General features: G+C 74.6%; 26 protein-coding genes. 15 read left to right on the top strand and 11 right to left on the bottom strand.

The annotated features are described in order from the left end of the window. Positions 1-186 precede the first annotated feature (186 nt). The 4 genes from ACFV4N_RS20970 to ACFV4N_RS20955 are packed head-to-tail and all read right to left on the bottom strand — an operon-like array spanning position 187 to position 3,253. Positions 187-894 carry a hypothetical protein gene (locus ACFV4N_RS20970; RefSeq protein WP_499674237.1) on the bottom strand — a complete coding sequence of 236 codons (708 nt, stop codon included), beginning with the start codon at positions 892-894 and terminating at the stop codon, positions 187-189. Positions 895-949: 55 nt separating this feature from the next. Beyond that, positions 950-1,960, bottom strand: coding sequence for an aminotransferase class V-fold PLP-dependent enzyme (locus tag ACFV4N_RS20965; protein WP_499674236.1), 1,011 nt, complete (start codon positions 1,958-1,960; stop codon positions 950-952). A gap of 7 nt (positions 1,961-1,967) precedes the next feature. Next, entirely contained in the window at positions 1,968-2,441 is a 474-nt protein-coding gene (locus ACFV4N_RS20960; RefSeq protein WP_499674235.1) for a DUF4442 domain-containing protein, read from the bottom strand. A gap of 26 nt (positions 2,442-2,467) precedes the next feature. After that, on the bottom strand, positions 2,468-3,253 hold the full coding sequence (locus ACFV4N_RS20955) for an SDR family NAD(P)-dependent oxidoreductase (RefSeq protein WP_499674234.1): 786 nt from the start codon (positions 3,251-3,253) through the stop codon (positions 2,468-2,470). A gap of 53 nt (positions 3,254-3,306) precedes the next feature. Between ACFV4N_RS20955 and ACFV4N_RS20950 the strand changes: the two genes are divergently transcribed. Then, entirely contained in the window at positions 3,307-3,714 is a 408-nt protein-coding gene (locus ACFV4N_RS20950) for a YjbQ family protein (RefSeq protein ID WP_499674233.1), read from the top strand. Here ACFV4N_RS20950 and ACFV4N_RS20945 read toward each other — a convergent pair. Then, a complete protein-coding gene (locus tag ACFV4N_RS20945; protein ID WP_499674232.1) occupies positions 3,610-4,656 on the bottom strand; it encodes an ABC transporter permease in 1,047 nt (348 codons plus the stop codon). The two genes, ACFV4N_RS20950 and ACFV4N_RS20945, sit on opposite strands and share 105 nt — an antisense overlap. 253 nt (positions 4,657-4,909) lie before the next feature. Here ACFV4N_RS20945 and ACFV4N_RS20940 point away from each other — a divergent pair, with 253 nt between their 5' ends. From ACFV4N_RS20940 to ACFV4N_RS20925, 4 genes are read left to right on the top strand one after another with little or no spacing between them, the layout of a single operon-like run. After that, on the top strand, positions 4,910-6,097 hold the full coding sequence (locus tag ACFV4N_RS20940) for a DUF8017 domain-containing protein (protein WP_499674231.1): 1,188 nt from the start codon (positions 4,910-4,912) through the stop codon (positions 6,095-6,097). Then, positions 6,094-6,786 (top strand): DUF8017 domain-containing protein, encoded by a 693-nt coding sequence (locus ACFV4N_RS20935; RefSeq protein WP_499674230.1) that lies wholly within the window; start codon positions 6,094-6,096, stop codon positions 6,784-6,786. The genes ACFV4N_RS20940 and ACFV4N_RS20935 overlap by 4 nt, the downstream gene beginning before the upstream one ends. Then, a complete protein-coding gene (locus tag ACFV4N_RS20930) occupies positions 6,783-7,466 on the top strand; it encodes an HAD family hydrolase (protein WP_499674229.1) in 684 nt (227 codons plus the stop codon). The genes ACFV4N_RS20935 and ACFV4N_RS20930 overlap by 4 nt, the downstream gene beginning before the upstream one ends. Positions 7,467-7,513: 47 nt before the next feature. Continuing rightward, positions 7,514-9,742, top strand: a complete 2,229-nt coding sequence (locus ACFV4N_RS20925) for an NACHT domain-containing protein (RefSeq protein WP_499674228.1) — start codon at positions 7,514-7,516, stop codon at positions 9,740-9,742. A 40-nt stretch (positions 9,743-9,782) separates the two neighbouring features. Here the strand turns inward: ACFV4N_RS20925 and ACFV4N_RS20920 are convergent, their stop codons facing one another. Continuing rightward, positions 9,783-11,531: a proline--tRNA ligase gene (locus ACFV4N_RS20920; RefSeq protein WP_499674227.1), complete on the bottom strand. Its 1,749-nt coding sequence runs from the start codon at positions 11,529-11,531 to the stop codon at positions 9,783-9,785. A 128-nt stretch (positions 11,532-11,659) separates the two neighbouring features. Here ACFV4N_RS20920 and ACFV4N_RS20915 point away from each other — a divergent pair, with 128 nt between their 5' ends. From ACFV4N_RS20915 to yaaA, 3 genes are all read left to right on the top strand, one after another. Then, positions 11,660-12,010 carry a VOC family protein gene (locus ACFV4N_RS20915; RefSeq protein ID WP_499674226.1) on the top strand — a complete coding sequence of 117 codons (351 nt, stop codon included), beginning with the start codon at positions 11,660-11,662 and terminating at the stop codon, positions 12,008-12,010. Between the two features lie 82 nt (positions 12,011-12,092). After that, a complete protein-coding gene (locus ACFV4N_RS20910) occupies positions 12,093-12,905 on the top strand; it encodes an endonuclease/exonuclease/phosphatase family protein (RefSeq protein ID WP_499674225.1) in 813 nt (270 codons plus the stop codon). An 11-nt stretch (positions 12,906-12,916) separates the two neighbouring features. Further along, positions 12,917-13,654 (top strand): peroxide stress protein YaaA, encoded by a 738-nt coding sequence (gene yaaA, locus ACFV4N_RS20905; protein WP_499674224.1) that lies wholly within the window; start codon positions 12,917-12,919, stop codon positions 13,652-13,654. 99 nt (positions 13,655-13,753) lie between these two features. Here yaaA and ACFV4N_RS20900 read toward each other — a convergent pair whose 3' ends face one another. Beyond that, on the bottom strand, positions 13,754-13,996 hold the full coding sequence (locus ACFV4N_RS20900) for a hypothetical protein (RefSeq protein WP_499674223.1): 243 nt from the start codon (positions 13,994-13,996) through the stop codon (positions 13,754-13,756). 86 nt (positions 13,997-14,082) lie between these two features. On the opposite strand from ACFV4N_RS20900, the gene ACFV4N_RS20895 reads away from it, so the two are divergent. The 5 genes from ACFV4N_RS20895 to ACFV4N_RS20875 all read left to right on the top strand — a co-directional run bounded on the left by ACFV4N_RS20895 (position 14,083) and on the right by ACFV4N_RS20875 (position 20,726). Beyond that, a complete protein-coding gene (locus ACFV4N_RS20895; RefSeq protein WP_499674222.1) occupies positions 14,083-15,033 on the top strand; it encodes a helix-turn-helix domain-containing protein in 951 nt (316 codons plus the stop codon). Positions 15,034-15,100: 67 nt separating this feature from the next. Further along, entirely contained in the window at positions 15,101-15,589 is a 489-nt protein-coding gene (locus tag ACFV4N_RS20890; protein WP_499674221.1) for a hypothetical protein, read from the top strand. A 228-nt stretch (positions 15,590-15,817) separates the two neighbouring features. Continuing rightward, positions 15,818-16,792: a serine protein kinase RIO gene (locus tag ACFV4N_RS20885; RefSeq protein WP_499674220.1), complete on the top strand. Its 975-nt coding sequence runs from the start codon at positions 15,818-15,820 to the stop codon at positions 16,790-16,792. A 549-nt stretch (positions 16,793-17,341) separates the two neighbouring features. Next, on the top strand, positions 17,342-18,820 hold the full coding sequence (locus ACFV4N_RS20880) for a DEAD/DEAH box helicase (RefSeq protein WP_499674219.1): 1,479 nt from the start codon (positions 17,342-17,344) through the stop codon (positions 18,818-18,820). A 280-nt stretch (positions 18,821-19,100) separates the two neighbouring features. After that, positions 19,101-20,726 carry an ABC-F family ATP-binding cassette domain-containing protein gene (locus ACFV4N_RS20875; RefSeq protein WP_499674218.1) on the top strand — a complete coding sequence of 542 codons (1,626 nt, stop codon included), beginning with the start codon at positions 19,101-19,103 and terminating at the stop codon, positions 20,724-20,726. Positions 20,727-20,885: 159 nt separating this feature from the next. Here ACFV4N_RS20875 and ACFV4N_RS20870 read toward each other — a convergent pair whose 3' ends face one another. Then, complete coding sequence (locus ACFV4N_RS20870; protein WP_499674217.1) at positions 20,886-21,896, bottom strand: epoxyqueuosine reductase; 1,011 nt, start codon at positions 21,894-21,896, stop codon at positions 20,886-20,888. Between the two features lie 81 nt (positions 21,897-21,977). Between ACFV4N_RS20870 and ACFV4N_RS20865 the strand changes: the two genes are divergently transcribed. Continuing rightward, positions 21,978-22,433 carry a winged helix-turn-helix transcriptional regulator gene (locus tag ACFV4N_RS20865; RefSeq protein ID WP_499674216.1) on the top strand — a complete coding sequence of 152 codons (456 nt, stop codon included), beginning with the start codon at positions 21,978-21,980 and terminating at the stop codon, positions 22,431-22,433. 169 nt (positions 22,434-22,602) lie between these two features. Here ACFV4N_RS20865 and ACFV4N_RS20860 read toward each other — a convergent pair whose 3' ends face one another. Further along, positions 22,603-23,460, bottom strand: a complete 858-nt coding sequence (locus tag ACFV4N_RS20860; protein ID WP_499674215.1) for an ArsR/SmtB family transcription factor — start codon at positions 23,458-23,460, stop codon at positions 22,603-22,605. Positions 23,461-23,674: 214 nt separating this feature from the next. Here ACFV4N_RS20860 and ACFV4N_RS20855 point away from each other — a divergent pair, with 214 nt between their 5' ends. Then, positions 23,675-24,619, top strand: a complete 945-nt coding sequence (locus ACFV4N_RS20855; protein WP_499674214.1) for a hypothetical protein — start codon at positions 23,675-23,677, stop codon at positions 24,617-24,619. Here ACFV4N_RS20855 and cobA read toward each other — a convergent pair. Then, positions 24,564-25,781: a uroporphyrinogen-III C-methyltransferase gene (cobA, locus tag ACFV4N_RS20850; RefSeq protein WP_499674213.1), complete on the bottom strand. Its 1,218-nt coding sequence runs from the start codon at positions 25,779-25,781 to the stop codon at positions 24,564-24,566. The genes ACFV4N_RS20855 and cobA overlap by 56 nt on opposite strands. A gap of 51 nt (positions 25,782-25,832) precedes the next feature. Beyond that, a complete protein-coding gene (locus ACFV4N_RS20845; protein WP_499674212.1) occupies positions 25,833-26,156 on the bottom strand; it encodes a hypothetical protein in 324 nt (107 codons plus the stop codon). Between the last annotated feature and the right edge of the window lie 137 nt (positions 26,157-26,293).

Raw genomic sequence — 26,293 nt, 5'->3', positions numbered from 1 at the left:
CTCCCACCCGGCGTGTCCTCCAGTCGGGCATCGCGAGTCGTACGTTCAGGACCCGCGAGTCGTACGTTCGGGACCCGCGAGTTCAGCGTTCAGGACGCCCGAGTGTTGAACCCGGGGGGTCTGGGCGTACGACACGCGCGGGCTGGGCGTACGACACGCGCGAGCTGGGCGTACGACTCGCGCGGGTCAGGTCAGGTCGGCGGCCAGGCGCAGGGCGTCGAAGCTGATCTTCTTCATCAGGTGGTTGTGCTCGGTCTCGTTGGGGCCGTGCTTCGCCGTGTCCGACTCGATGATGATCACTTCGCGGTCGCGCTGGTCGGAGGCGTAGCCGCCGTTGCCCAGGGTGGTCATGCCGGGCACCTCGACCGCGCCGTCCTTGATCAGGTCGTTCACGTTGCCGGTGCCGTTGCGGTTGGTCAGGTCCTTGAGGGCGGCGGCGTCCTCCGCCGTCTTCATGCGGACCACTGACACGGACGTGTAGACGGTCGCCCCATCGGGGGTGGTGGTCGTATACAGGGCGCGAGTCAGCTGCTGGCACGGCGTCTTCGTCAGGAACGTCCTGGTCTCCCCGTACGCGTGGGACGCGCAGTCGCTGTCCCGCAGCGGCTCCGGCACCTGCGGTGACTTCGTGAAAGCGAACTGCCCGGCGGGCGTCGACGTCGTGGTCGGCGTCGTCGTGGTCTCCCCGCTGGGCTTCACCAGCAGCCACACCAGGCCGGACAACACCGCCACGCCGAGCAGCCCCACCCCCTTGAGCACGAGGCCGCGCCGGCTGCGGTCCGGCGGTGGTGGCGGGGGCGGAGCGGTGCTCATCAGCGAGTCAAGCTGCCCGATCTCGGCGCGCCACAGCGGCGCGGTGTCCGAGGGCCGGATCGGCTGGATCCGCTGCGTCACCTCTTCAGGTGATTCGGGAGGAACCGACACAAAGACCCACGGTAACGGACGCCACTCAGCGCAGCGCTTCGAGCACCAGTTCGACGTCGGCCGCCTCGTTGTAGAGGTGGAACGCCAGCCGGACCCGTCCCGCGCGCACGCCGGACCGCACGCCCGCCGCCGCCAGCCGGCCCACCGCCCCGGCGGGCAGGTCGAGCGACACGATCGCGCTCCCGCGCGCCGGCAGGCCCAACCCGGCCAGCAGGGAGTCGGCCAGCCCCACGGCGTGGTCGCGCACGGCGGCCAGGTCGAGCGACGCCAGGTAGGGCAGCGCCACCGCCGCCCCGACCTGCGACAACCACACCGGCGACAGGTCGAGCCGGCGCGCGTCCGGCGCGAGCCGCAGCGGCAACCCGTAGACCGTGCTCCACGGCTCGTCACCGGCGTACCAGTTCGCCGCCACCGGCACGGTCCGCTCCAGCGCGCCCGGCGAGCACGCCAGCCACGCGCACCCGCGCGGCGACATCAGGAACTTGTACCCGACCGCCACCACCCAGTCCGCCCACCCGAGGTCCAGCGGCAGCCACCCGACGGCCTGCGAGGCGTCCAGCAGCACCGGCACCCCGGCCGCGCGCAGCCCGTCCAGGTCGACGAGCCGCCCGTCCGCCGACTGCACCACGCTCACCGCGACCAGGTCGTGCCCGCCGGCGGCGGCCGGGACCTCCTCCAGGTCCACCTCGACCACGCGCAGCCCCCGGGCCGCGAACGGGAAGGTCAGGCTGGTGAACTCACCGCGCGCCACCAGCACCGACGCGCCCTCGGGCAGGGACGCCGCGACCAGCGACACCAGTTGCGACGCCGACGCGCCCGAGGCCACGCGCCCCGCGGGCACGCCGACCAGCCGGCCGAACGCCTCCCGCGCCGCCGCGACCGACGCGTCCGCCGCGCCGGGCCCGTCCTGCCCGCTCGCCCACCGCGCCGCGGCGGCGGCCACGGCGGCGGCGACCGGCGCGGGCGGCACGCCGGTGCTCGCGGTGTTCAGGTAGCCGGGGGGTACGTCGAAGGTCGTGCCGAAGGCGGAGCGCATGGGGTCATCACACCGCCCGCAGCGACCCGCCGTCCAAGGACTTCTTGCGCCGGGCGTAGACCTGCTTGCGGGTGCGGGCGACCACGTCGCCGGCTTCGTCCACCACGTCGGCGGTGAACCACACCAGCGCCTTGCCGCCGTCCGCCGCCAGCGACCTGACCTCGTCCACCTGCTCCTCGGTCAGCCGGAACTCCGCGTGCACGGTGCCGCGCCCCGGCTTGACGAACTCGATCTCGCCGGCCTTGTCCCACACCACGTGGTCGCGCCGCAGGTGGTGCAGCAGCAGGAGCATCCAGAACGGGTCGGTCATCGCGAACAGCGAGCCGCCGAAGTGGGTGCCCACGTAGTTGCGGTTCCACGGCCGCATGCGCAGCCGCACCTTCGCGTAGCGGTAGTCGTCGGACAACTCGACCACGCGGATGCCCGCGAACAGGAACGGCGGCCACAGGTTCATGCCCAGGCGGAGACGCGATGCCTTCATGGGCGACATGTTACCCATGGGTAATTTCAGTACAGGGTGATGACGTTCCGGTTCACCCTCGCCGCCGCGTCCGAGCACAGGAACGCGATCACGCCCGCCGGGTCCTCGGGCTTCGACACGTCGTGCGCGGCGCGCACCGCGTCGTTCACCCAGCCGGTGTCGACGACGCCCGGCTTGACCACGTTCGCCGTGACGCCGTGCGGCCACAGCTCGTGCGCCGCCGCCAGCGTGTAGTTGTCCATCGCCGCCTTGGCCGCGCCGTAGGACACCTCGCTGGGGAACCCGTGCGGCCCGCCCGAGGTCAGCCCGACGACGCGACCCCAGTTGCCGCCGCGCGCGATGTGCCGCCGGGCGAACTCGGCGATCATCAGCGCGCTCGCCCGCGCGTCGACGGCGAACTGCGCGTCGAACGTCTGGGCCGTCACCCCGCGCAGCACCCGGCCGAACTGGTCGGTCTCGGTCGCCAGGAACGTGTCCTGCACCCAGGACGAGGCGTTGTTGACCAGGATGTCCACCGGCCCGAAGACCTGCTCGGCGAGGTCGAACAGGCGCGCGGGCGTGCCGACGTCCGCCAGGTCGGCCTCGACGGCGTGCGCCCGGCCACCCGCCTCGGTGATCGCGGCCACGACCTCCTCCGCGCCGGACTCGCGCGCGGTGAAGTAGGCGTTCGGCAGGCTGGGGTCCGGCGCGGGCACGAACCGCAGGTAGGTGACGAGCACCTGGACGCCCTGGGCCGCCAGCGCCCTGGCCGTCGCGGCGCCGATGCCCTGGTTGCCCCCGGTGACGATGGCGGTGTGGATCACGTGGGGCATCGTGCCGGATCACCGCGCGCGGGCGCACCGCCTTTAACGGCAGAATGCGCGTCGTGCGCAGCGAAGAGATCGAGATCCGCACCGGCTCCGAAGAGGTCGTCCTCGACCTGACCCGCCACTGCGAGGACTTCCTCGGCGACGTGGACGGTGACGGCCTGCTGCACGTCTGGGTGCCGCACGCCACGGCCGGCATCGCGGTGCTGGAGACCGGCGCGGGCAGCGACGACGACCTGCTGGCCGCGCTGAAGGACCTCCTGCCCGCGGACAACCGCTGGCGGCACCGCCACGGGACGCCCGGCCACGGCCGCGACCACGTGCTCCCCGCGCTGGTGCCGCCGCACGCGACGATCCCGGTGCTAGGCGGTGTGCTCGCGCTGGGCACCTGGCAGTCGGTCTGCCTCGTGGACACCAACGTCGACAACCCGGTCCGGAAGGTCAGGCTGAGCTTCCTCCCCGGCTAGCCGGCCGGCCGCCGGGCGCGCGGCGCCCTCCCCGGCCCGCCGCCCGCCGGGCCACAGCAGCACCACCAGCCCGACCGCGGCCAGCGCGGCGGGCACCCACAGTTGGCCGGCGGCCGGCTCCCCGCCCTGGAGCAGCGCGCGCAGCCCCTCGGTGGTGAACCTGAACGGCGTCCACGACCACAGCAGCGCCCGGTACGCGGGGTCGAGCAGCTCGGGCGCCTGGCCCGCGACCGCGGGCGCCACCAGGTACAGCGGCGCGAGCACGGCCATCGCCCGCAGCCCGAGCAGCCGCAGCAGCGCGCCCTGGACCAGGGCGAACGCCGCGCCGACCAGTGCCAGGTAGCCGAGCACGCGCCACCCCAGCGGCAGGGACGGGTCCCACAGCGCGAACAGGCCCGCCACCACGCCGACGCCCAGCGCGGTGGCCGCGGCGACACCCACCAGCCGGCTCGTCGCGTCCGGCCGGCGCACGAGCCGCGTGAACGCCGCCCCGGCGACCAGCCCGCCGATCCACAGCAGCGCGCTCGCCGCCAACGGCGCGGTCCGCCCGGCCGCCGACGCCGGGTCGAGCACCACCACCCTCGCCGGGAGCCCGGCGCCCTGCGCGACACCGCTCAGGACCTGCTGCGCGACCTGCGTGCCGGACGGGTTCACCGCGCCGGACAGCACGACGGTCGCGCCGCCGGGCGCGAGTTCGAGCACGCCGTAGACCTCCTGGCGGGACAGCAGGTCGCGGGTCCGGTCGGGCGTGGACACCCGCCACGCGACCTCCTCCGACACCGCGCCGGCCAGCTCGTCGGCAACCCCGCGCAACTGCGGCGGGGCGTCGGCCCCGACCGCGACCGCGAGCGGCACCCCGTCCGGGTGCGCCGTCGCCTGGACGCCGAAGGTCAGCAGGCCGAGCAGGAAGGCGACGAGCGCGCCGATGACAGCTGTTGCCATCGCGATGACAACAGGCGGTCGGTTGTCATCGGGCAGTCGACCGGCAGCCGATGGCGGACTGACGGCGAGTGGAGGGCTGACAGCGGGTGGAGGGCTGTCAGCGGGTGGTCGGTCGTTCGAGGCGGCCATGGCCCCTCCCTCTTGTTCATCATGTGTTGAATTTGAGGTTACGAGCCGGCCGAGGCGTAAGTCAACGCGTGCTGAATTAGGCCGGACCACTCGATCGGCGGATCCGGCGAGGTACGGTTTGCCGGTGACTTACCCAGGTGACGGGCAGACCGGCTGGGACGGCCGGCCCAACCAGGGCCAGCCCAACCAGGGCGGCTGGGGACCTCAGGGACCGGGAGGCCAACCGCAGCCGGGCCTCGGCGGGCCCGAGCAGGGCTACGGCCAACCCGGTTACGGCCAACCCGGTTACGGCGGGCCGGAGCAGGTCCACGGGCAACCCGACCACGGTCAGCAGGGCTACGGTCAGCAAGGTCCCGGCCAGCACGCTCCCGGCCAGCAAGGTCCCGCGCAGGCCGGGTACGGCCAGCAGGGTCCCGGTCAGCCCGGTTATGAGCAGCCCGGTTACGGGCAGCCCGGGTACGGCCAGCCGGGTTACGGCGGGCCCGAGCAGGGCTACGGGCAGCAGAACTACGGCGGGTCCTACGGCGGCCTCGGCGTGTTCTCCGGCGGCGAGGAGCCGCCGCGGAAGGACAAGACCAAGCTCTGGCTGGTCATCGGCGCGGTCGTGGTGCTGCTCGCCGCCGGCGGCCTCACCGCGTTCCTGGTGACCAAGGACGACGACCCGGCGCCGATCGCCCAGAGCACCGGCAACCAGCCGCCCCCCACGTCCTCGAGCAGCCGCAGGCCGACGACCACCACCACCGAGCCGACCGACGAGAGCGCGAGCTGCGACCCCGTCAAGGCCGGCTGGAACTGCCTGCCGGTCCCCGCGCTGTCCTACAGCTACGACGTGCCCAGGGGCTGGTCGCCCCGGTCCGGGAGCGCGTCGGTCGAGGGCATGGTCGACGTGCGGCTGACCGGCCTGTCCCTCGTCGACGCCTACGACTGCGGCGACGGCGGCTTCACCCGGGGCGGCGCGGGCGGCGTGATCGTGCCGCAGACCGACCTGACCGCCGTGGCCAAGGACTTCGCCCAGAAGCTCGGCACCCAGTTCTACCGCTCCGCGCCGCAGTCGGACGTCAAGGTCGGCGAGCCCAAGGCCGTCAAGCTGGGCGACATCGAGGGCGTCCAGGTCGACGCCACCATCACCACCTCCGGCGACGAGTGCCTGGCCACCAAGGGCATGGTCAAGGTCCTGGTCCTCAAGGGCGACCGCGGCTACCACGTGTTCTTCGCCAACGGCGACCTGGAGGGCGGGCCCGCCCAGCCGAAGCCGGTCGCCGAGGCCGACCTCCAGGCCATGGTCGACTCCGTGCGGCCGCTGGGGCGATGAGCTACTCCGGGCTGGGCGTGTACCAGCCGCAACCGCCGCCGCGGCGGCCGAACCGGGCGCCGCTGTGGATCGCGCTCTCCGTCGTCGGCGTGCTCGCGGTCGGCGGCGCGGCGGCGTTCGCGCTGCTCGGCGACGAGGACGGGCGGGCCACCCCGACCACGCCACCCTCGTCGAGCGCGCCCGAACCGGGCTGGCTGGTGGTGGAGGACGACCAGGCGGGCGTGCGCTACGAGCTGCCGCCCTCCTGGGAGCGCTCCGGCAAGGGCTCGGTGGGGCGCATGCGCGTCACCGAGTCGCACGTGTCCCGGCCGTTCCGGTGCCAGGGGCGGAACATGATCCAGGCCCAGTCGGTGTCCGGGTCGCTCGCCGGCGACCCCGAGGAGGTCGCGGGCGAGGTGGTGACCCGGCTGGCCGAGAACGGCTACACGGTCGACGGCACGCCGCCGGAGGTCGGCGAGCCGCGCGTCGAGACCTCGTCGGACGAGCGGGTCGTGCTCAGCGTCGAGGTGACGCCCCGGGCCGCCAACGCCTGCTACGCGCCGAAGGCGACGATCACCGCGGTGGCGCTGCGCGACGGCGCCAGGACGTCCGTCTTCGCCGTCAACGTCGCCCGGGGCGGCCCGCACGTCGCGCAGGGCCCGTCCGAGGACGACGTGCGGCGCATCCTGGGGAGCGTGCGGTTGCCGTGAACACCCTCGTGCTGTGGGACATCGACCGCACGTTGGTCGACGCCGGCCGGATCGGGGTCGACTGGTACCGCGCGGCGCTGCGCGCGGCGGCCGGGCTGGACCTGGCGCGCACGCCGCCGTTCGGCGGGCGCACGGAGCGCTGGATCACCCTGGAGCTGCTGAGCCTGCACGACCTCGTGCCCACCGAGGAGCTGGTGGCGCGGATGCACGTCGAGCTGGTCGCGGCCGCCACCCGGGAGCACGCGCTGCTGCCCGACCGCGGCCGGGCCCTGCCCGGCGCGCGGGCCGCGGTGGAGGCGCTGGCGCGGCGGGACGACGTGGTGCAGTCCCTGGTGACCGGGAACCTGCCCGAGATCGCCCGGTTCAAGCTGGCCGCGTTCGGCCTGGACGAGCACCTGGACTTCGAGATCGGCGGCTACGGGCAGCTCTCCGAGCACCGGCCCGAGCTGGTGCTGGAGGCGGTGCGGCTGGCCACGGCCAAGCACGCCCGCGAGTTCCGGACCGTGGTGGTCGGCGACACGCCGCACGACGTGGAGGCCGCGCTGAGCCACGACGCCGTCGCGGTCGGCGTGGCGACGGGCCGCAGCAGCGCCGAGGAGCTGCGGGAGGCGGGCGCGCACACCGTGCTCGCCGACCTGTCCGACACGGAGGCCGTGCTGGCCGCCGTGCTCGCCACCTGATCGAGTTCACCCTCGGGGGTGAGGCGTCGTTCGGCACGATGAGTGAGGTGTGGCGACGCGTTGCGCCCAAGGCGCTGATCGCGGCCGGCCTGCTCCAAGGCGTGCTGCCCCACGTGGCCGTGCAGCTCGACGTGCTGGCCCGGGCGGGCCTGGGCGGCTGGCCGCCGGTCGTGCTGCTGGTGGCCGCGGGGCTGTGGTGGGAGCTGCGGCGGCGGCGCGAGCCCGCCGGGGAACCGCCGCCCGAGGACGTGACGCGCGTCCGGCGGGCGCTCGTGCGGGCCGTGCGGGCCGACTGGGTCACCGGTGTGCTCGACCGCTCGCTGGCGGCCGTCGCCCGGGTCGAAGTGCCGCTGACGTCCCGTCCCGAGCAGGTCGACCACCCGTGGGGCGCGCTGCTCTCGCCCGTCGGCGCGGCGGGCACGCCCCTGGGCGCGGGCACGACGCTGACCGACGTGCACGACCGCACCCGCGGCGGGCTCCTGCTGCTGGGTCCGCCCGGCGCGGGCAAGACCACGGCGCTGCTCGGACTCGCCCGCGACCTGCTCGACCGCGCCGAGCGCGACGAGTCGCTGCCGACACCGGTGGTCTTCCACCTCTCCTCGTGGGCCGACCGGCACCCGTGCCTGGCCGACTGGCTGGTGGACGAGCTGGTCAAGCGCTACGGGACGCCCAAGGCGGTGGCCCGGCACCTGGTCGGCGCGGGCGCGGTGCTGCCCCTGCTGGACGGCTTGGACGAGGTGGACCCGGCCCGGCGCGAGGACTGCGCGGCGGCGATCAACGCCTGGCACGCCGAGCACGGCGGGCCGCCGGTGGTGGTGTGCGGCCGGACCGCCGACTACGAGCGGCTGGGCACGCGGCTGTCGCTGGGCGCGGCCGTGGCGCTGGAGCCGCTGGGCCGCGAGGCCGTGGCCGCGCACCTGCGGGCGGCGGGCCGCCCCCTGGCGGGCCTGCGCTCGGTGCTGCGGCAGGACGAGGCGCTGCGGGACCTGCTCACCACGCCGCTGATGCTCGGCGTCTTCACCCTGGCCTACGCGAACGTGCCCGCGGCCCGGATCAGGGCCGGGCGCGGGCCGCTGGGCGACTACGTGGAGGCGATGCTCGCCCGGCCGCGGTCGGGGCTGGCGCCCAGGAGGTTCACGCCCGAGCGGACGAAGCACCACCTGGCCTGGCTGGCGACCGAGATGGACCGGCGCCACCAGAGCGTGTTCTACCCGGACTGGGTGCAGGTGTCCTGGCTGCCGACGCGCCGGCTGCGCCTGCTCGCCCGGCTGCGGCCGGCCCTCGTGGTGGGCTTCGGCACGACCGCGGGGGCCGTGGCGCTCCGGTTCCTGGTGGACCGCCTCGTCGCGGACGGCTACGAGCCGGTGCTCTGGCACCACCTGTCGTTGACGCCAGTGTGGCTCCCCCTGGGCGTCGTCGCGGCGCTCGTCACGGGGCTCGGGTCGATCAAGCCGGTCAACCGCTGCCGGCGGCGGGCGCTGGTGCCGGTGCTGCGGAGGCTGCTGCTGGGCGGGATCGCGGGGGCGGCCGTCGCGCTCGCCCTGGCGGAGCACGCGCCCTGGCACACCGCGCGCGGGCCGGGCACCGCGGTCGGCCTGGCGGCCTACGCGGGGATCGCGGTGTGCGGCGGGATCGCCGGGGCCGCGGTGAACCTGCCGGTCGACGTGCGCCGCCGGGCGGCGGGGTGGTCGTGGCGGAACGCCCGGTGCGCCTGCGCGGCGGGCGTGGCGGGCGCCGCGACCCTGACCTCCGTGACGGCCTTCACCGCGAACCCCGCGCTGGTCCTGGTGATGATGTTCGCCCCCTTCGGGCTGATCGGCTGGGCGCTGGCGCAGGCCCGCCCCGTCGCCGACCCGGCACCCGCCGTCCCCGGCGCGGCCATGTCCCGGACCCGCGACCAGGCCCTCGTGATGGGCGCTGTGGTCGTCGCGGCGGGGTTGCTCGTGCCGCTGCTCGTCCAGGTGGTCAAGCACCTGCTCGGCGAGCCGTTCTCCGTGCCGGTGAGCGGCACGCTGGTCGTCCTCGTCACGTGGGGCGGGTGGCTGACCGCCCTGGGCCTGGGCCTGGGCGACCACCTGCGGCACCGGTCGGTGCTGCGGGCGCTCGCGGCGCGCGGCGACCTGCCCGCCGACCTGCCGGGTTTCCTCGACCACGCGGACAGCCACGTCCTGCTGCGCCGCACCGGCGGCGGGTACGCGTTCGCGCACCGGGCGTTCCTGGACCACTTCGCGGAGAAGGGCCCCGCGGCGCCGGTCCGCGAGGCCCTTCCCGTGTGAACCGCCCCCGGCCGAACAGCTCCCGGCCGAACAGCTCCGATCAGCCGCGCACGAGCTCCACGAGGTGCGCCACCGCGTCGTCGACCGGGACCTCGACCCGCTCGCCCGAGCGGCGGTCCTTGACCTCGACGAGGCCACCGGCCAGGCCACGGCCCACCACCACGATGGTCGGCGTGCCCACCAGCTCGGCGTCGGCGAACTTCACCCCCGGGCTGGCCTTGCGGTCGTCCAGCAGCACGTCGAGCCCCGCCGCGGACAGCTCGCCCGCCAGCTTCTCGCCGCCCGCGAGCAGCGCCTCGTCCTTGCCCGCCACGACCACGTGCACGTCGAACGGCGCGACGTTGCGGGGCCAGATCAGGCCGCGCTCGTCGTGGCTCTGCTCGGCGATCACGGCGACCAGGCGGGACACGCCGATGCCGTAGGAGCCCATGGTGATCCGGACGGGCTTGCCGTCCGGGCCCAGGGCGTCCAGCCCGAACGCGTCGGAGTACTTGCGGCCCAGCTGGAAGATGTGCCCGATCTCGATGCCGCGCGCCGCGACCAGCACGCCCCGGCCGTCCGGCGACGGGTCGCCCTCGCGCACGTCGGCCACGTCGATCACGCCGTCGGGGGTGAAGTCGCGGCCGGCGACCAGGTCCACCACGTGGTGGTCGGCCTTGTCCGCGCCGGTCACCCACGCCGTGCCGCGCACCACGCGCGGGTCGACCAGGTAGCGCACGCCGTTGGCCTGGATCGCGCCCGGACCGATGTAGCCCTTCACCAGGAACGGGTTGCGGGCGAAGTCGGCCTCCTCCAGCATCGCCACCTCGGCGGGCGCGACGGCGGCCTCCAGGCGCTTGAGGTCGACCTCGCGGTCGCCCGGCACGCCGATGGCCAGCAGCGTCCACTCCCGCTCACCCGGCGCCTGCGTCTTGACCAGGACGTTCTTGAGGGTGTCGGCGGCGGTGAAGGTGCGGCCGAGGCCGGCCGCGTTGAGGAAGTCGACCAGCGTCGCGATGGTGGGCGTGTTCGGCGTGTGGTGCACCTGCGCCGCGGGCTTGTCCTCGACGGGCTGCTCGGCGGGCGCGGGCGTGGCGACCGCCTCGACGTTGGCCGCGTAGTCGGACTCCGTGCTGCGCACGAAGGTGTCCTCGCCGGTCTCCGCGACGGCCAGGAACTCCTCCGAGGCCGAGCCGCCCATCGCGCCGGACGTGGCGGAGACGATCACGTACTCCAGGCCGAGCCGGTCGAAGATGCGGATGTAGGCCTCGCGGTGCAGCCGGTAGGACTCGGCCAGGCCCTCGTCGGCGAGGTCGAAGGAGTAGGAGTCCTTCATGACGAACTCGCGGCCGCGCAGGATGCCCGCGCGGGGGCGCGCCTCGTCCCGGTACTTGGTCTGGATCTGGTACAGCGTGACCGGGTAGTCCTTGTAGGAGGAGAACTCGCCCTTCACGGTGAGCGCGAACAGCTCCTCGTGGGTGGGGCCGAGCAGGTAGTCGGCGCCCTTGCGGTCCTTGAGGCGGAACAGGTTGGGGCCGTACTCGGTCCACCTGTTCGTGGCCTCGTAGGGCTCCCTCGGCAGCAGCGCGGGGAACTGGATCTCCTGCGCGCCGATGGCGTCCATCTCCTCGCGCACGACCCGCTCGACGTTGCGCAGCACCCGCAGGCCCAGCGGCAGCCACGAGTACCCGCCCGGCGCGACGCGGCGCACGTAGCCGGCGCGGACCAGCAGCTTGTGGCTGGGGACCTCGGCGTCGGCCGGGTCCTCGCGCAGGGTGCGCAGGAACAGCGACGACATCCTGGTGATCACGGTGGGTGCTCCTCGTGGCGCGGGTTTGGCGGCAAGGGTAGTGAACGCGGGCCGGTCCGCGCTCCCGGGTTCCGCGGGCGACGTCGGCGAGCACCGGCGTTGTCGGTGCCCGGGGCTACCGTCCGCGCATGACCATCGAGATCGGCATGATCACCTTCGACACCGCGGACCCGGCTCCGCTGGTGGGCTTCTGGACCGAGGCGCTGGGCACGACCGTGCTGGAGGACCACGGCGACTTCGTCATCCTGGCGCCGGCCACGGAGGGCGGCGTGCACCTGGCGTTCCAGCGGGTCGAGGACCCCACCCCGGGCAAGAACCGGGTGCACTTCGACGCGCACGTGACCGACCTGGACACCGAGGTGAAGCGCCTGGTGGAGCTGGGCGCGGCGGAGGTGGAGCGGCACTCGCAGGAGGGCCTGACCTGGCAGGTGCTGGCCGACCCGGACGGCAACCGGTTCTGCCTCGCCCAGTCCGGCTGACCCCGCTCGCGTCGCGTGGTGGCGGGCGGTCCGCCACCATGCGGAGCAGGCGATCGAGGGACGGAGCGCGGACTTGAGGTTGATGACCTGGAACCTGTGGGGGCGCTTCGGGCCGTGGCGGGAGCGCGAGGCCGCCATCATCGACACGCTGCGGGTCGTGGACCCGGACGTCCTGGCGATCCAGGAGGTGTGGGCGGCGGCGGACGGCACGTCGCAGCTCCGGGTCGTCGCGGACGCGCTCGGGATGCACAGCGCGGGCTGGACCCAGCCGCTCGGCGACACGGGGCTCGAACAGGGCAACGCGGTGCTGAGCCGGTGGCCCATCAGCCGGTGGCGCGCCCTCACCCTCAACGCCGACCCGCTCGACCCGCGCTCGGCGGTGGTGGCCGACGTCGAGACGCCGCGGGGCGCGATGCCGGTCGTCAGCACGCACCTGTCGTGGCGGCCGGAAGAGGGCGGGGCGCGCCTGCGGCAGGTGCGCCTGATCCGGGAGCACCTGTGGACGCGGGAGCCGGCCGCGCTGCCGCCGGTCGTCATGGGCGACCTGAACGCCGAGCCGACGTCCGACGAGCTGCGCGCGTTCACCGGGCTGCGGGCCGACGAACCGCCGGGACCGGTGTTCGTGGACTGCTGGGAGCAGGTCCGCAGCGGCCAGCCCGGGTACACGTGGGACCACGCCAACCCCTACGCCGCGTGCACGCCGTGGCCGCGCCGCAGGCTCGACTACGTGCTCATCGGCCTGCCCGACCTGGGGCTGGTGCGGGAGCGGCGGATGGGGTGGTTCGAGGTGGACAGCTGCGAGCTGGCCGGGGTGTCGGCGGTGCGCGGCACGGTGCCGTCCGACCACTACGCCGTGGTGACCCGGCTGAAGGTGCTGCCCGACCCGCCGCACTAGGCTTGCCCGTCGTGCTCGTACTGCTGCCACCGTCGGAGACCAAGGCCGAGGGCGGGTCCGGCGCGCCGCTCGACCTCGACCTGCTGTCGCACCCGGAGCTGAACCCGGTGCGCGGCAAGCTGGTCGACGCGCTGGTCGACCTCGCCGCCGACGTGCCCGCCAGCCTGGCCGCGCTCGGGCTGTCCGAACGCCAGTCCGGTGAGGTGGCGCGCAACGCCGAGCTGCGCCGCTCCCCCACGCTGCCCGCGCTCGCCCGGTACACCGGGGTGCTCTACGACGCGCTGGCGTTGGAGTCGTTCACCAAGGCGGAGCGGGACCGGGCGTTCCGCCGGCTGGCCGTCGCGTCGGCGCTGTTCGGCCTGCTGGGCGGCGGTGACCCGGTGCCGGCGTACCGGCTGTCCGGCGGCAGCGCGCTGCCCGCCACCGGTCCGCTGACCGCGCTGTGGCGGCCGGTGCTGGAACCGGTGCTGGCCGGTGCCGACGACTTCGTGGTGGACCTGCGGTCGAGCCCTTACAACTCGCTCGCGCGGGTGCCGAGCGCGGTGGTGGTGCGCGTGGTGACCGAGGACGCGAAGGGGCGGCGGAACGCGGTCAGCCACTTCAACAAGGCGCACAAGGGGCGGCTCGCCCACGCGCTGGTGAAGTCGCGGGCCGAGCCCGGGGACCTCAAGGGGTTGGTGCGGGTCGCGACCAAGGCCGGGTTCCGGCTGGAGCCGACCGGGCCCCGCGCGGCCGACCTGGTGGTCTAGCGGGCGGGGCGCGGTCTTCCCGGCGCGGTCTTCCCGGCGAGGTCCCGCTTGCGCGGTGTGGCCGGCGCGGTTCCGCCTGCGCGATTCCGCCGACGCGGTTCAGCAACCGGTCGGCTGGACCGGGCGTGCCTCCAGCCGGGGCGCGCCGTGCCGTTCCGGCCGCGCCTCGGCGGCGTGCGGTCGGGCGGCGTGCAGTTCACCGCGCACCCTCGGCACGTCCCGGTCCTCCACGTCGTTGCTCCCGGCCAGGCGGGAGCCCAGGGACGGCTGCCCCCGGTGGTTGCGCTCCAGGCCGTAAACGACGAGCGCCACCACGGCCAGCGCGATCAGGATCGATGTCATGGCACCAACTGTGCGATGCACAAGAAGCTGCCACCATTGGCAGCAGTGCCGTTGTCCGTCAAAATCCTGCCAACTACCGTGGACCCATGCTGCGCACCGTTGCCGCCCTCGTCATCGACGGCCTCGCCCCGTTCGAGTTCGGCGTGCTCTGCGAGGTCTTCGGCATCGACCGCACCGAGGAGGGCGTGCCCCCGATCGAGTTCCGGGTCTGCGGCGAGCGCGCGGGCGTGCCGGTGCGCACCAACGTGGGCGCCTCCCTGACCCCCGACCACGGGCTCGACGCGGTGGAGGGCGCCGACCTGGTCGCCGTGTCCGCCGCGAAGATCCGCGACGAGTACCCGCCCGCCGTGCTGGACGCCCTGCGCCGGGCGCACGCCGCCGGCAGCACGCTGCTGTCGGTGTGCAGCGGCGCGTTCGCGCTCGGCGCGACCGGCCTGCTGGACGACCGCCGCTGCACCACGCACTGGCGGTACGCCGCCGACCTCGCCCGGCGCTTCCCCCGCGCCCGCGTCGACCCGGACGTGCTGTTCGTCGACGAGGGCGACATCGTCACCAGCGCGGGCACGGCCGCCGGCATCGACGCCTGCCTCCACCTGGTCCGCCGGGAACTGGGTTCGGCCGCCACCGCGGCCATCGCCCGCCGCATGGTCGTCGCGCCCCAGCGGGACGGCGGCCAGCGCCAGTTCATCGAGGCGCCCGCGCCGGCGCAGCGGGCCGACAGCCTCCAGCCCCTGCTGGCCTGGCTGGAGGAACGGCTCACCGACGAGCACACCGTGGCGAGCCTCGCCGAGCGCGCCACCATGTCCGAGCGCACGTTCGCCCGCCGCTTCGCCGCCGAGACCGGCACCACGCCGCACCGCTGGCTCACCACCCAGCGCGTGCTGCGGGCCCGGCGGCTGCTGGAGGAGACGGAGCTGACCGTGGAGGACGTCGCGCACCGCTGCGGGTTCGGCACGGCGGCGTTGCTGCGCCACCACTTCACCGCGGCGGTGGGGGTTTCGCCCAAGGACTACCGGCGGACCTTCGCGCTCCGGTGAGCGGCCAAACGCGTGACGGACCGCGACGACGTCTCACCTCGCGTGACGGCAGTGCCAGAATGGCCGCGTGAGCCCCGACACACCTGCCGACGCGGTCACCCCGGCGCTGCTCGACGACCACACGCGGGACTTGGAGGTCGACGCGCTCGACGCGCCCGAGGCGTTGAAGCGGGTCTGGTCGGGGCTGTGCGTGGCCCGGTCGCTCGGCCTCCGGCTGGCCCTGGTGGACCAGACGTGGCGCCGGCGGCAGGGCAACGCCGCGTCGGTGGAGCACCAGCTCGCCCGCGACCTCGGGACGACCGCCACGTTCGCGGACACCGCGCTGCGCCTGCCCGACGACCACGCGCCGCCGCCGCTGGCCCGCGACGAGGTGGACGGGGCGGTGGACGCGCTGGTGCGGTTCAGCGCCGCGGCCCGTCGCCGGATGCTCGCCAGCGCGCCGCTGGCGACCCAGTGGCACGACGAGCGCGTGCTGCGGCACGGCTCCAAGGTGATCGGCGAGCTGGCCGAGGCGTGGTTGGGCAACCGCGCCGCCTACCGCGTCGACCTGAGGTAGGGGACCCGGGGGAAAACCGGTTGCGCCCGCGACGGGCGGCCGGGCACCCTGTGCCGGAACGCGTGAAGCGCCGGCGGTGGAGACCGCGGCGGACCCGAGGAGGTGCCAGATGGCCATTGCCGTCCGGGACGTGGCACCGACCCGTCCGCTCGCCCCGCTCGCCTGACGCGACCGGCAACGCCGCGCGCCGGGTGGGGCGATCACCCCCTTCACCTGGAGCGATCACCAGTGCGCGAGCACGATCAGTACACCGATTTCGAAACCGATTTCGACCACGCCGACGACCTGCGCTGGCGGGCGAAGAAGGCCAAGCGCCAGTCCCACCGGGACGACGAGGTCGCGCCGGTCCGCCGCGGCCGGCTCACCGAGGAGGTCAAGGACCGCCTCGCCCAGATGCGGGAGGACGCGCAGGCCGCGGACGTCCCGCCCGAGGGCGACCGGTGGTCCACGTGGGGCGACGCCGACCAGGGACCCAAGCCGTACCCGTCGTGGTTGGTCACCGACCTGTCCGCGGTGGACCGCGAGCTGGGCGTGCTCAAGACCGGCAAGGAGGCGGACGTCTTCCTGCTGGAGCGCTCGACGCCCGGCACCGACCGGTCCTGCCTGCTGGCCGCCAAGCGGTACCGCAGCAACGACCACCGGATGTTCCACCGCGACGCGGGTTACCTGGAGGGGCGGCGGATGCGGCGCTCGCGCGAGATGCGGGCGATGGCCAACCGCAGCGCGTTCGGCCGCAACCTCATCGCCGAGCGGTGGGCGGTGGCCGAGTTCGCCGCGCTGACCCGGCTGTGGCAGCTCGGCGCGCCGGTGCCCTACCCGGTGCAGCGGGACGGCACCGAACTGCTGCTGGAGTTCGTCGGCGCGGACGGCGCCGCCGCGCCCCGGCTCGCGCAGCTCCGGCCGGGGCCGGACGAGCTGCTCGACCTGTGGCGGCAGCTCGTGGACGCGCTGGGCGTGATGGCCTCGGCGGGCCTGGCGCACGGCGACCTGTCCGCGTACAACCTGATGGTCCACGACGGGCGGCTGGTCGTGATCGACCTGCCGCAGGTGGTGGACCTGGTGGCCAACCCGCGCGGCCCGGAGTTCCTGGAGCGGGACGTGCGCAACATCACCGGGTGGTTCACCGGGCACGGCCTGCCGCCGGAGCTGGCCGAGCCGCAGGAAATCACCGAGGGGCTGCTCGACCAGGCCGGCCTGCGCTGACCGGCGCACCCGCGCCGGACGGCAGGTCGCGCACGGGTTCCGGGTCGGCACCGGCCCGGAGCCCGTGCGCGCCTCCCCGCTCCTTCTCACGGCGGGGCGGCGCGTCGGACCCGATCTCGTCGGGCAGGTCGAGCGCCGGGTGGGCGGCGCGGTGTTCCGCGGGTGCGCGCCCGAGTGGTGACCGCGCCCACCGCGGTGGCCCCCGCCAGCCCGTGAGCACTTCGTCAACTCGACCGGGCCGAAGCCTGGTGGAGCCCTTGCCACGTGCGCTCATGTGGTTTCCCGAAGTCGTCGGCGGCGCCCGCCCGACGGCCCGGTTCACCGCCCGTTCGGGCAGCCCGCCGAGCTGTGCGCGCCGGCCGGCCGGGTGATCAGCTACACTGGGTAGCGCACCGCCCGGTGGCGCCACGAAGCGCCCCAGGCCGCCAGAGTGGCCGGTGGTGCTCCCAACCACTATCGGCGCGACCGCGCGCCGGGCCCGTCCCCGCGATCGCGCCTGCTGACCCGCAGAGCAATCCGCCGAGACGTGCCGTGTCCCGGAGGTTTGTTTTGCCGCTTACGTCCCAAGGCCGTTCCGAGCGCCCGCAGTACCGCAAGCCCCGCAGCAGGCGCCCTGGCCAGGGCAACCGTCGTCCGACCCCCGTCGCGGAGCCGGCGACCACCGTTCCAGATCACGTCGAGAGCACCCTCCCCGAGGGCCCGCTGCCCTCCTTCGCCGAGCTGGGCCTGGCCGACGAGCTGCTGCGCGCCCTGGCCCAGGCGGGCATCACCGAGCCGTTCCCCATCCAGGCCGCCACGCTGCCGGACGCGCTGTCCGGGCGTGACCTCCTGGGTCGCGGCCAGACCGGCTCGGGCAAGACGCTCGCGTTCGGCCTGGCGCTGCTGTCCCGCCTGGCCGGTGGCCGGGCCAAGCCGCTCAAGCCGCGCGCGCTGGTGCTCGTGCCGACGCGCGAGCTGGCCATGCAGGTCGAGGAGGCCCTGTCGCCGTTCGCGCGCGCCCTGGGCCTGTGGTGCCGCACGGTCGTCGGCGGCACGTCGTTCCCCCGGCAGGTCGACGCGCTGCGCCGCGGCGTGGACCTGCTGATCGCCACGCCCGGTCGGCTGTCCGACCACGTGCGGCAGGGCACGGCCGACCTGTCCGAGGTCATGTTCACCGCGCTGGACGAGGCCGACCAGATGGCCGACATGGGCTTCATGCCGCAGGTGCGCGCCATCCTCGACCTGACCCCGCAGGACGGCCAGCGGCTGCTGTTCTCCGCGACGCTGGACGGCGACGTGGACAAGCTGGTCCGCCAGTACCTGCACGACCCGGTGGTCCACTCGGTCGCGCCGCCGACCGGCAGCGTCACCACCATGGAGCACCACCTGCTGTTCGTGTCCGCCGAGGACAAGCAGTCGGTGGTGACCGAGGTCGCCGCCCGCGAGGGCCGCACGATCATGTTCGTGCGCACCAAGCACCACGTGGACCGGCTGGCCAAGAAGCTGCGGTCGGTCGGCGTGCGGGCGGGCGCGCTGCACGGCGGCAAGGCGCAGAGCGCGCGCACGCGGGTGCTGGGCCAGTTCCGCGAGGGCGCCACGCCGGTGCTGATCGCCACGGACGTCGCCGCGCGCGGCATCCACGTGGACGACGTGAGCCTGGTCGTGCACGTGGACCCGCCCGCCGACCCGAAGGACTACCTGCACCGGGCGGGCCGCACCGCCCGCGCGGGCCAGTCGGGCACCGTGGTCACCCTGGTGACGCACGACCAGCGGCGCGCCGTCCAGGGCCTGACCGCCCGCGCCGGCATCCGGCCCGCGTCGACCAAGGTGCGCCCCGGTGACGAGGACCTGATCCGCATCACCGGCGCCCGGGTGCCCAGCGGCGTCCCGGTGGCCGAGCCCGAGGTCGTGCCGGTCCGGGGTCGCCGGACCGGTGGCGGTGCGGGCGCCGGTGGCGGCGGTCCGCGTCGCGGCGGCTTCCGCGCCGGTCGCTTCGACCGGGACCGCGACCGCTCGGGCGGTCGCCCGCGCCGGGTGGCGCAGCACTGACGTTCCACACGAACGAGTGAGCCGGCCGGTTCCCACCTCGCGGTGGGGACCGGCCGTTCGCCGTACCGGGTGCCGATTTTGCTAGGCTCGCGGGACCCAAGAGTTCTTCAGGGAGTTCGCGCTTTGTTGGTGGCGGAGGACGACGTCTCCGGGTGATACCCGGAACCACGACCGGCGGTGCCCGCGTTACGCGGTGGCGCCGCTACCGGTCGTGCTCCCGTCGTCCACCCTTCCACCGACGGGCGGTCGCCGCCCGCACCGCGCACGAGGGCTCCCACACGTGTCCAAGAACTCCGTCACCGCCACCAACCTGTCCTTCTCCTGGCCCGACGGCACGCCCGTCTTCCAGGACCTGTCCTTCACCGCCGGCCCCGGCCGCACCGGGCTGGTCGCGCCCAACGGCGCGGGCAAGAGCACGCTGCTCAAGCTCGTCGCGGGCGAGCTGACGCCCACCGCCGGCTCCGTCGTGGTCGACGGCGTGCTCGGCTACCTGCCGCAGTCGCTGCCGCTCACCGCCGACCTGACCGCGGCGGACGTGCTGGGCATCACCCCGGTCGTCCGCGCGCTGGCCGCCATCGAGTCCGGTGACGCGAGCGAGGAGAACTTCGCCGTGGTCGGCAACGACTGGGACGTCGAGGAGCGGGCCCGCGCCGAACTCGACCGGCTCGGCCTGGGCGACGTCGCGCTGGACCGGCGCCTGGGCACGCTCAGCGGCGGCCAGGTCGTCTCCCTGGGGCTCGCCGCCCAGTTGCTGAGGCGACCGGACGTGCTGCTGCTCGACGAGCCGACCAACAACCTCGACCGCGCGGCCCGCCGGCGGCTGGAGGCCGTGGTCGGCGACTGGCGCGGATGCCTGCTGCTGGTCAGCCACGACCGGTCGCTGCTCGACCGCGTGGACCGCGTCGCCGAGCTGGGCCCGGGGCAGCTCCGCCTGCACGGCGGCAACTTCTCCTCCTACGAGGCCGCCAAGCAGGCCTCGCGCGAGGTCGCGGAGAAGAACCTCCGCAACGCCGAGCAGGAGTTGAAGCGGGAGAAGCGCGAGATGCAGCAGGCCCGGGAACGGGCCGCCCGGCGCGCGAGCAGCGGTGCGCGCGGCGGCGCCGACATCCCGCGCATCGCGCAGGGCAACCTGAAGCGGTGGGCGCAGGCGTCCGCGGGCCGGGCGGAGGACGTGCACGCCCAGCGGGTGGACGCCGCCAGGGCCCGGCTCGACGAGGCCGACCGCGCCGCGCGCGAGGACCCCGTGATCGCGCTGTCCCTGCCGGGCACCGAGGTGCCCGCGGGCCGCACCGTGTTCCACGGCCAGAAGCTGCGCGTCGCCCACGGCGGGCGCGAGGTGTTCGCGGGCACGGGGGTGGACCTGGTCGTCCGCGGCCCGGAGCGGATTGCGCTCACCGGGCCCAACGGTGCGGGCAAGAGCACGCTGCTGCGCCTGGTCGCCGGGCTCCGGGAACCCGACAGCGGGGTGATGGCGCGGGCCGAGGGCCGGGTGGCGTACCTCTCGCAGCGGCTCGACCTGCTCGACCTCGACCGCGGCACCGCCGAGAACCTGCGGTCGGCCGCGCCGGGGCTGTCGGACTCGGAGGCGATGCACCTGCTGGCGCGGTTCCTGTTCCGGGGCGACCGCGCGCACCTCCCGGTCGGCGTGCTGTCGGGCGGCGAGCGGCTGCGGGCGACGCTGCTGTGCGTGCTGTGCGCCGAGCCCGCGCCGCAGTTGCTGCTGCTGGACGAGCCGACCAACAACCTGGACCTCGTGAGCGTCGAACAACTGACCGGCGCGTTGAACGCTTACCGGGGGGCGTTCGTGGTGGTGAGCCACGACGACCGGTTCCTGGCGGAGATCGGGGTGCGGCGGTGGCTGCGCTTGGAGGACGGGGAACTGACCGAGGCCGGGCCGCCGGCTTAGCGGTCGGGGCGACGGCGGCTGGGGCGGGTGGTTCGGCTTGGCCCGCCGTCTGACCGGGCGGCCTCGGCGGCCGGGGCAGGCGACTCGGTTCGGCCACCCCGGCCGCCGGAGCCGGCCTGGCCGCCTCCGGCCGGGTCCGGCCCGGCCATCCCCCACCGGTCAGGTCAGGCCGTTGGAGACGCGGCGGGCGGTCTTGTTCGGGAAGCGCTTGGTCACGTGCTCCTCGGCCGCCGAGCCGGGGAGCACGTAGACCGGTTCCTCCTTGTCCTGGAGGGGTTTGACGACCTGGTCGAGGAAGCCCTTGCGGTCGTCCAGGAACGGGCCGATGACGTCTTCGCCCGCCGGGCACGCCGCCATGCAGTAGGCCGCCTTGTAGTTGGGCTTGAAGGCCAGGCTCTGCCACATCGACGCCGACTCGGCCGGTGACACGCGGGTGCGGTAGTCGGCTCGGTCGGTGCTGTCGGCGACCTGCTCCACCCAGTCGGTGAAGCCGCTCATGAACTCGCGGTAGTTGTGGGTGTAGCAGTCGAGGAAGTTGAAGTCCCCGTCCTTGGAGATCGCGCCGACCGGGCACGCGGCCACGCACAGCTTGCACTCCAGGCACGGGTTGAAGTCGATCCGGCCGGTGGGCTCGTCGACGTCGAAGTCGGCCACCACGGTGCCGAGCAGGACGAAGTTGCCGAACCTCGGGTGGATCAGGTTGCGGTGGATGCCGATGCGGCCCAGCCCGGCCGCCTGCGCCACGAGCTTGTGCGAGACGACCCACGTGCGGCCGGGGAACCTGCCCATCTCCTGCGGGAACGCGGACGCCGGGTGCACGGCCCGGTACCCGGCGTCCAGCAACGCGCCGGCCAGCCGGCGCCCCACCGCCTCCGCGTCGTCCAGGGCCTGGTGGAACTCGGTGTTGGCGACGCTGCGCAGCGGGCTGCGGACGTCGTCGCGGTTCATCCGCACGCAGAACGCGACGTAGGTCCGGGCGCCGGGCAGCGCGGTCGTCGCGTCCTCCAGGTCCACCGCCAGCTCCGGGAGGGTGACCGGGACGAACCCGACGTCGTCGGCGCCCGCCTCCAGGGCGAGGTCGCGCAGCCACGACGCGGCGACCGTCGAGGGCGGTTGGGGACGCGGGTTGGCGCGGACCCGCCGCACGGTCGGGTGCTCTTCGATTCCCATGTTCTCCCCGGTAGCTGAGTTTTGGTGAGCAACCTAGCGCCGCTGAGTACCTGCTGACAACCCAGGTAGTACCGTGATGGAGTGGGAGTGGTCATCGACAACGACCGGTGCTCGATCGCGCGCGCCCTGGCGGTGCTGGGCGAGCGGTGGTCGCTCCAGGTCGTGCGGGACGTGTTCAACGGCGTGCGGCGGTTCGACGACCTGCGCGAGCACCTGGGCATCGCGCGCAACGTGCTGAGCAACCGGTTGGCGGGCCTGGTCGACGCCGGGCTGCTGGAGCGCGTCCCCTACCGGGAGTTCGGGTCGCGGCAGCGGCACGAGTACGCGCTGACGCCGGCGGGGCTCGAACTGTGGCCGGTGCTGGTGACGCTGATGGACTGGGGCGACCGCCACCTCGCCGACGGACCTCCGCCCGTCGAACCGGAACACGTCGGGTGCGGCGGGAAGGTGTCACTGGTGCCGGTGTGCGAGCACGGGCACGTCCTCACCGAACCGGCGCACGAACTGGGCCTGCGGCTCGGGACCGGCGGCGACTGAACACCGGCGGAGGGTGGGCCGGCAGACGGTGGAGCCGGCAGACGGTGGGGCCGGCGGGTGACGGACCTCGACCGGCGGCGGGCCCAGCGGGCGGCGGGCCGTGGGCGCCGGCAGGCGCTGTCATCGCGATCACAGCTGACAAAAAAGCGCAGTTGTCAGCGGGGTTCCGTTACTCCAACAGCGCGTCGGCGCGGGTGGTGCGCATGTGCAGGACGTGCCTGCCCTCGCGCCGGGTCGTGACCAGCCTGGCCGCCCGCAGCACCGCGATGTGCTGCGACACCGCGCCCGCCGTCACGTCCAGCGCCGCCGCCAGGTCCGCCGTGCCGCGCGGGGCCTCCAGCAGCGCCAGCAGCCGCGCCCTCGTGCGCCCGATCAACGCCGCCAGGTCGTCGTGCGGCGCGGTCCGGTCCTCCCACAGCGCGCCGATCCCGCGCGCCGGGTAGCGCAGCACCCCCTGCCCGACCGGGTCGATCGCGATCCACGCCTTCGGCCAGCAGAACACGCTGGGGCACAGGACCAGCCCGTGCTCGGCCAGGTCCACCCGGTGCTCGGGCTTGCGGTGCAGCACCAGCTCGCCGTCGGCCCAGGTGACCTCCGGGTGCAGGTCGTTGAACACCGCCTCCACGCCCTTGTCCGCCAACGTCGCCGCGCGGGCGGCGATGTCGGCTTCGAGCACGGCGGTGATGCGCTTCCAGTGCGGCGCCACCAACACCTCGTGGCAGCGCCGGATGACCTCGGCCTCCGCGGCGGGCACCGCGCGCAACTCGGTCTCCAGGTCGGGCATCCGGACGTCCGGCACGGGCATCAGCTCCGCCGGTTTCGCCGGGCCCTCCAGGCGGGCCAGCAGCACGTCCACGCCCGGGATGCCCGCCGCCCGCTCGCGGGCCCACCGCACCCACGGCAGGTGCACGGCGTGCGCGCCGGGCGTGCGCAGGCCGTCCACCGCCATCACGGTCTCGAACACCGGCGAGTACGCGAACCTCACCCTGGCCAGCCCCACCCCGGCCAGCCTCACCCACACCGCCACGCCGTGCAGAGTAGGACGGGGTCGGCCGGGGTGGCGACGAACCTCCGCTCGGGCGCGGCGGCGAGGGACGCCGCGGCGAAAAGCGCGGCAACAAAGGCGCGGCGGCGAAAGGCCCGGAGCCAACGGGCGGGGCCCGGTGGTGAGGCTGTCCCCACCCCCACCCGGCGTGCCCGCACCAGTGATCCGGCGGCCCCGCTCGCCCACCCTGGTCCCCGTGACGAAGACGTGGCACCGGCCGACCCTGTGGGTGGCCGTGGTGATGGGGGTCGCGGCAGTCGCCTGCCTGGTGGCGCTGTTCGTGGACGGGCGGCAGCTCCAAGGCGCGCCGCTGTGGGTGAAGCCGTTCAAGTTCGCCGTGGCGCTGGCGCTCTACTCGGCGACGCTGTCGTGGATGCTGTCGCTGCCGCACCGGGGGAAGCGGTGGACGACCCTGCTGGGCACCGCGAGCGCGCTGATCCTGTTCGTGGACGTGGGCCTGGTCGGGCTCCAGGCGGCGCGCGGCACGTTCAGCCACTACAACCAGTCGGACGACCCGGTCAACCAGGTCGTGCAGCAGGCGTTCGGCACGACCATCCCGGTGATGTTCCTGGCGAACGTGGCGCTGGCGCTCGTGCTGTCGTTCCAGCGCTTCGCCTCGCCCGACGTCCGGTTGGCGGTGCGCTCGGGGCTCGGCCTGGCGATCCTCGGCATGGCCAGTGGCTACCTGATGGTCTTCCAGGTGGACAAGCAGGTGACCACCACCGACGCCTCGGGGCGGTCGGTCGACCTGGTCGGCGGGCACAGCGTCGGCGTGCCGGACGGCGGGCCGTCGATGCCGGTGACCGGCTGGAGCACCACGGGCGGCGACCTGCGCATCCCGCACTTCGTCGGCATGCACGCCCTCCAGGTGGTGGTGCTGCTGGCGGCCGGCCTGGCGGCCCTCGGCCTGGCCGAACGGGTGCGGACGCGGCTGGTCGGCGTGACCGCGCTCGGCTGCGCCGGGCTGTTCGCCGTGCTGACGTGGCAGGCGCTGCGCGGCGAGCCCCTGGTCCACCCCGGCGGCCTCACGCTGGGCCTGCTCGCCCTCCTGGCCGCGCTCGTGGCCGCCGGGGTGGTGTGGTCGCTCAGGACCGGAACGGCAGCTCTCCCGCCAGCCCGGCAACCGGTCCCACGACGATGATCGCGGGCGGGCGGACGCCGTTCGCCACCACGTCGTCGCCCAGGGAGTCCAATGTGGACGACAGCACCCGCTGCGCCCGGGTGCTGCCCTCCTGGATCACCGACACCGGCGTGCCGCCGGGGCGGCCCGCCCGCAGCGCCGCCGCGAACGCGCCCGCCCGCTCCACGCCCATCAGGATCACCACGGTGCCGTTGAGGCGGGCCAGGGCGTCCCAGTCCACCAGGGACCTCGGGTCGTCCGGGGCCACGTGGCCGGACACGACCACCACCTCGTGCGCCACGCCCCGGTGCGTCACCGGCACGTCGGCCAGCGCCGGCACGCCGAACGCGCTGGTCACCCCCGGCACGACGGTGACCGGCACGCCCGCCTCGGCGCAGGCGATCAGCTCCTCGAACCCGCGCCCGAACACGTACGGGTCGCCGCCCTTGAGGCGCACCACGAACTTGCCCGCCTTGGCGTTGTCGACCAGCGTCGCGTTGATGAAGTCCTGCGTCGCGGCCCGGCCGTAGGGGATCTTGGCCGCGTCCACGACCTCCACGTGCGGCGGCAGCTCGTCCAGCAGCTCCCGGGGCCCGAGCCGGTCGGCCACCACCACGTCCGCCCGCGCCAGCAGCCGCCGGCCGCGCACGGTGATCAGGTCCGGGTCCCCCGGCCCGCCGCCGACCAGGGCCACGCCGGCCGGCTGGTCGTGGTGGTCGGCCAGGGAACCGTCGCGCAGCGCGGCGAGCAGCACGTCCCGCACGCTCGCGGACCGGCGGTGCTGACCGCCCGCCAGCACGCCCAGCACCAACCCGTCGTGCTCGCCGACGGCGGGCGTGACCGCGGTGCCCTTCACCGCCACGTCCGCGCGCACGCAGAACACCCGGCGCGCCTCCGCGTCGGCCGCGATGCGGGCGTTGACCGCGGGGTCCGAGGTGCAGGCCAGCACGTACCAGGCGCCGTCCAGGTCGCCGTCGGCGTACTCGCGGGCGTGCCAGGACGCCTCGCCGCCGTCGACCATGCCCTGGACGGCCGGGGTGACCTCGGGCGAGACGACCTCGACCCGGGCGCCCGCCGCGACCAGCCTGGGCAGGCGGCGCTGGGCGACCGTGCCGCCGCCGACGACGACGACCCGGCGTCCGGTCAGGTCCAGGCCCACGAGGTAGTGCTGTTCACCGTGCATGGGTAGAAGGATCCACGTCAGACATGTGGTGTCCAACCAGCGTGCGTCACATCACGGTTCCCGGGGCTCGATCTCCGCGCCGACCGCCGGGGAACCGGCCACGCAGGAGGCGCCGACCGTGCCCTTCCCCCCGGTGACGGTGAGCCACCCGCTGCGCGCGAACTCGCCGTCGTCGCAGGCCACGACCAGGCGGAAGGCGCCGGAGCCGGAGCACCAGCCGGTGCCCGAGCCGCCGTGCACCGAGGCGCCGCAGGAGTGCAGGCCGGCCGGCGCCGGGAGGGCGGACACCGGGAGGGCGGACAGCGCCAGGATGACCGGCAGGAAGGGGATGATCAGCCAGGACCACGCGGTGGCCGGCGGGAGCGGGGAGCGCACGGTCGCCATCGAACACCGGCGACGTGGCCCCCAACCGGAGGCAACCCCGGGGGGGGGCCCTGGCGCCGCCCCCCCGGGGGCGGTAAATCCGCGCGGCCGTCGGGGTGGTGTTTCTGGCGATCCGCGCCGTCCCGCCC

The sequence above is a fragment of the Actinosynnema sp. NPDC059797 genome, from assembly GCF_042732085.1.
Lineage (GTDB): Bacteria > Actinomycetota > Actinomycetes > Mycobacteriales > Pseudonocardiaceae > Actinosynnema.
The sequence above is the reverse complement of the archived record's forward strand: the minus strand, read 5'-3'. Positions and strand labels throughout refer to the sequence as shown.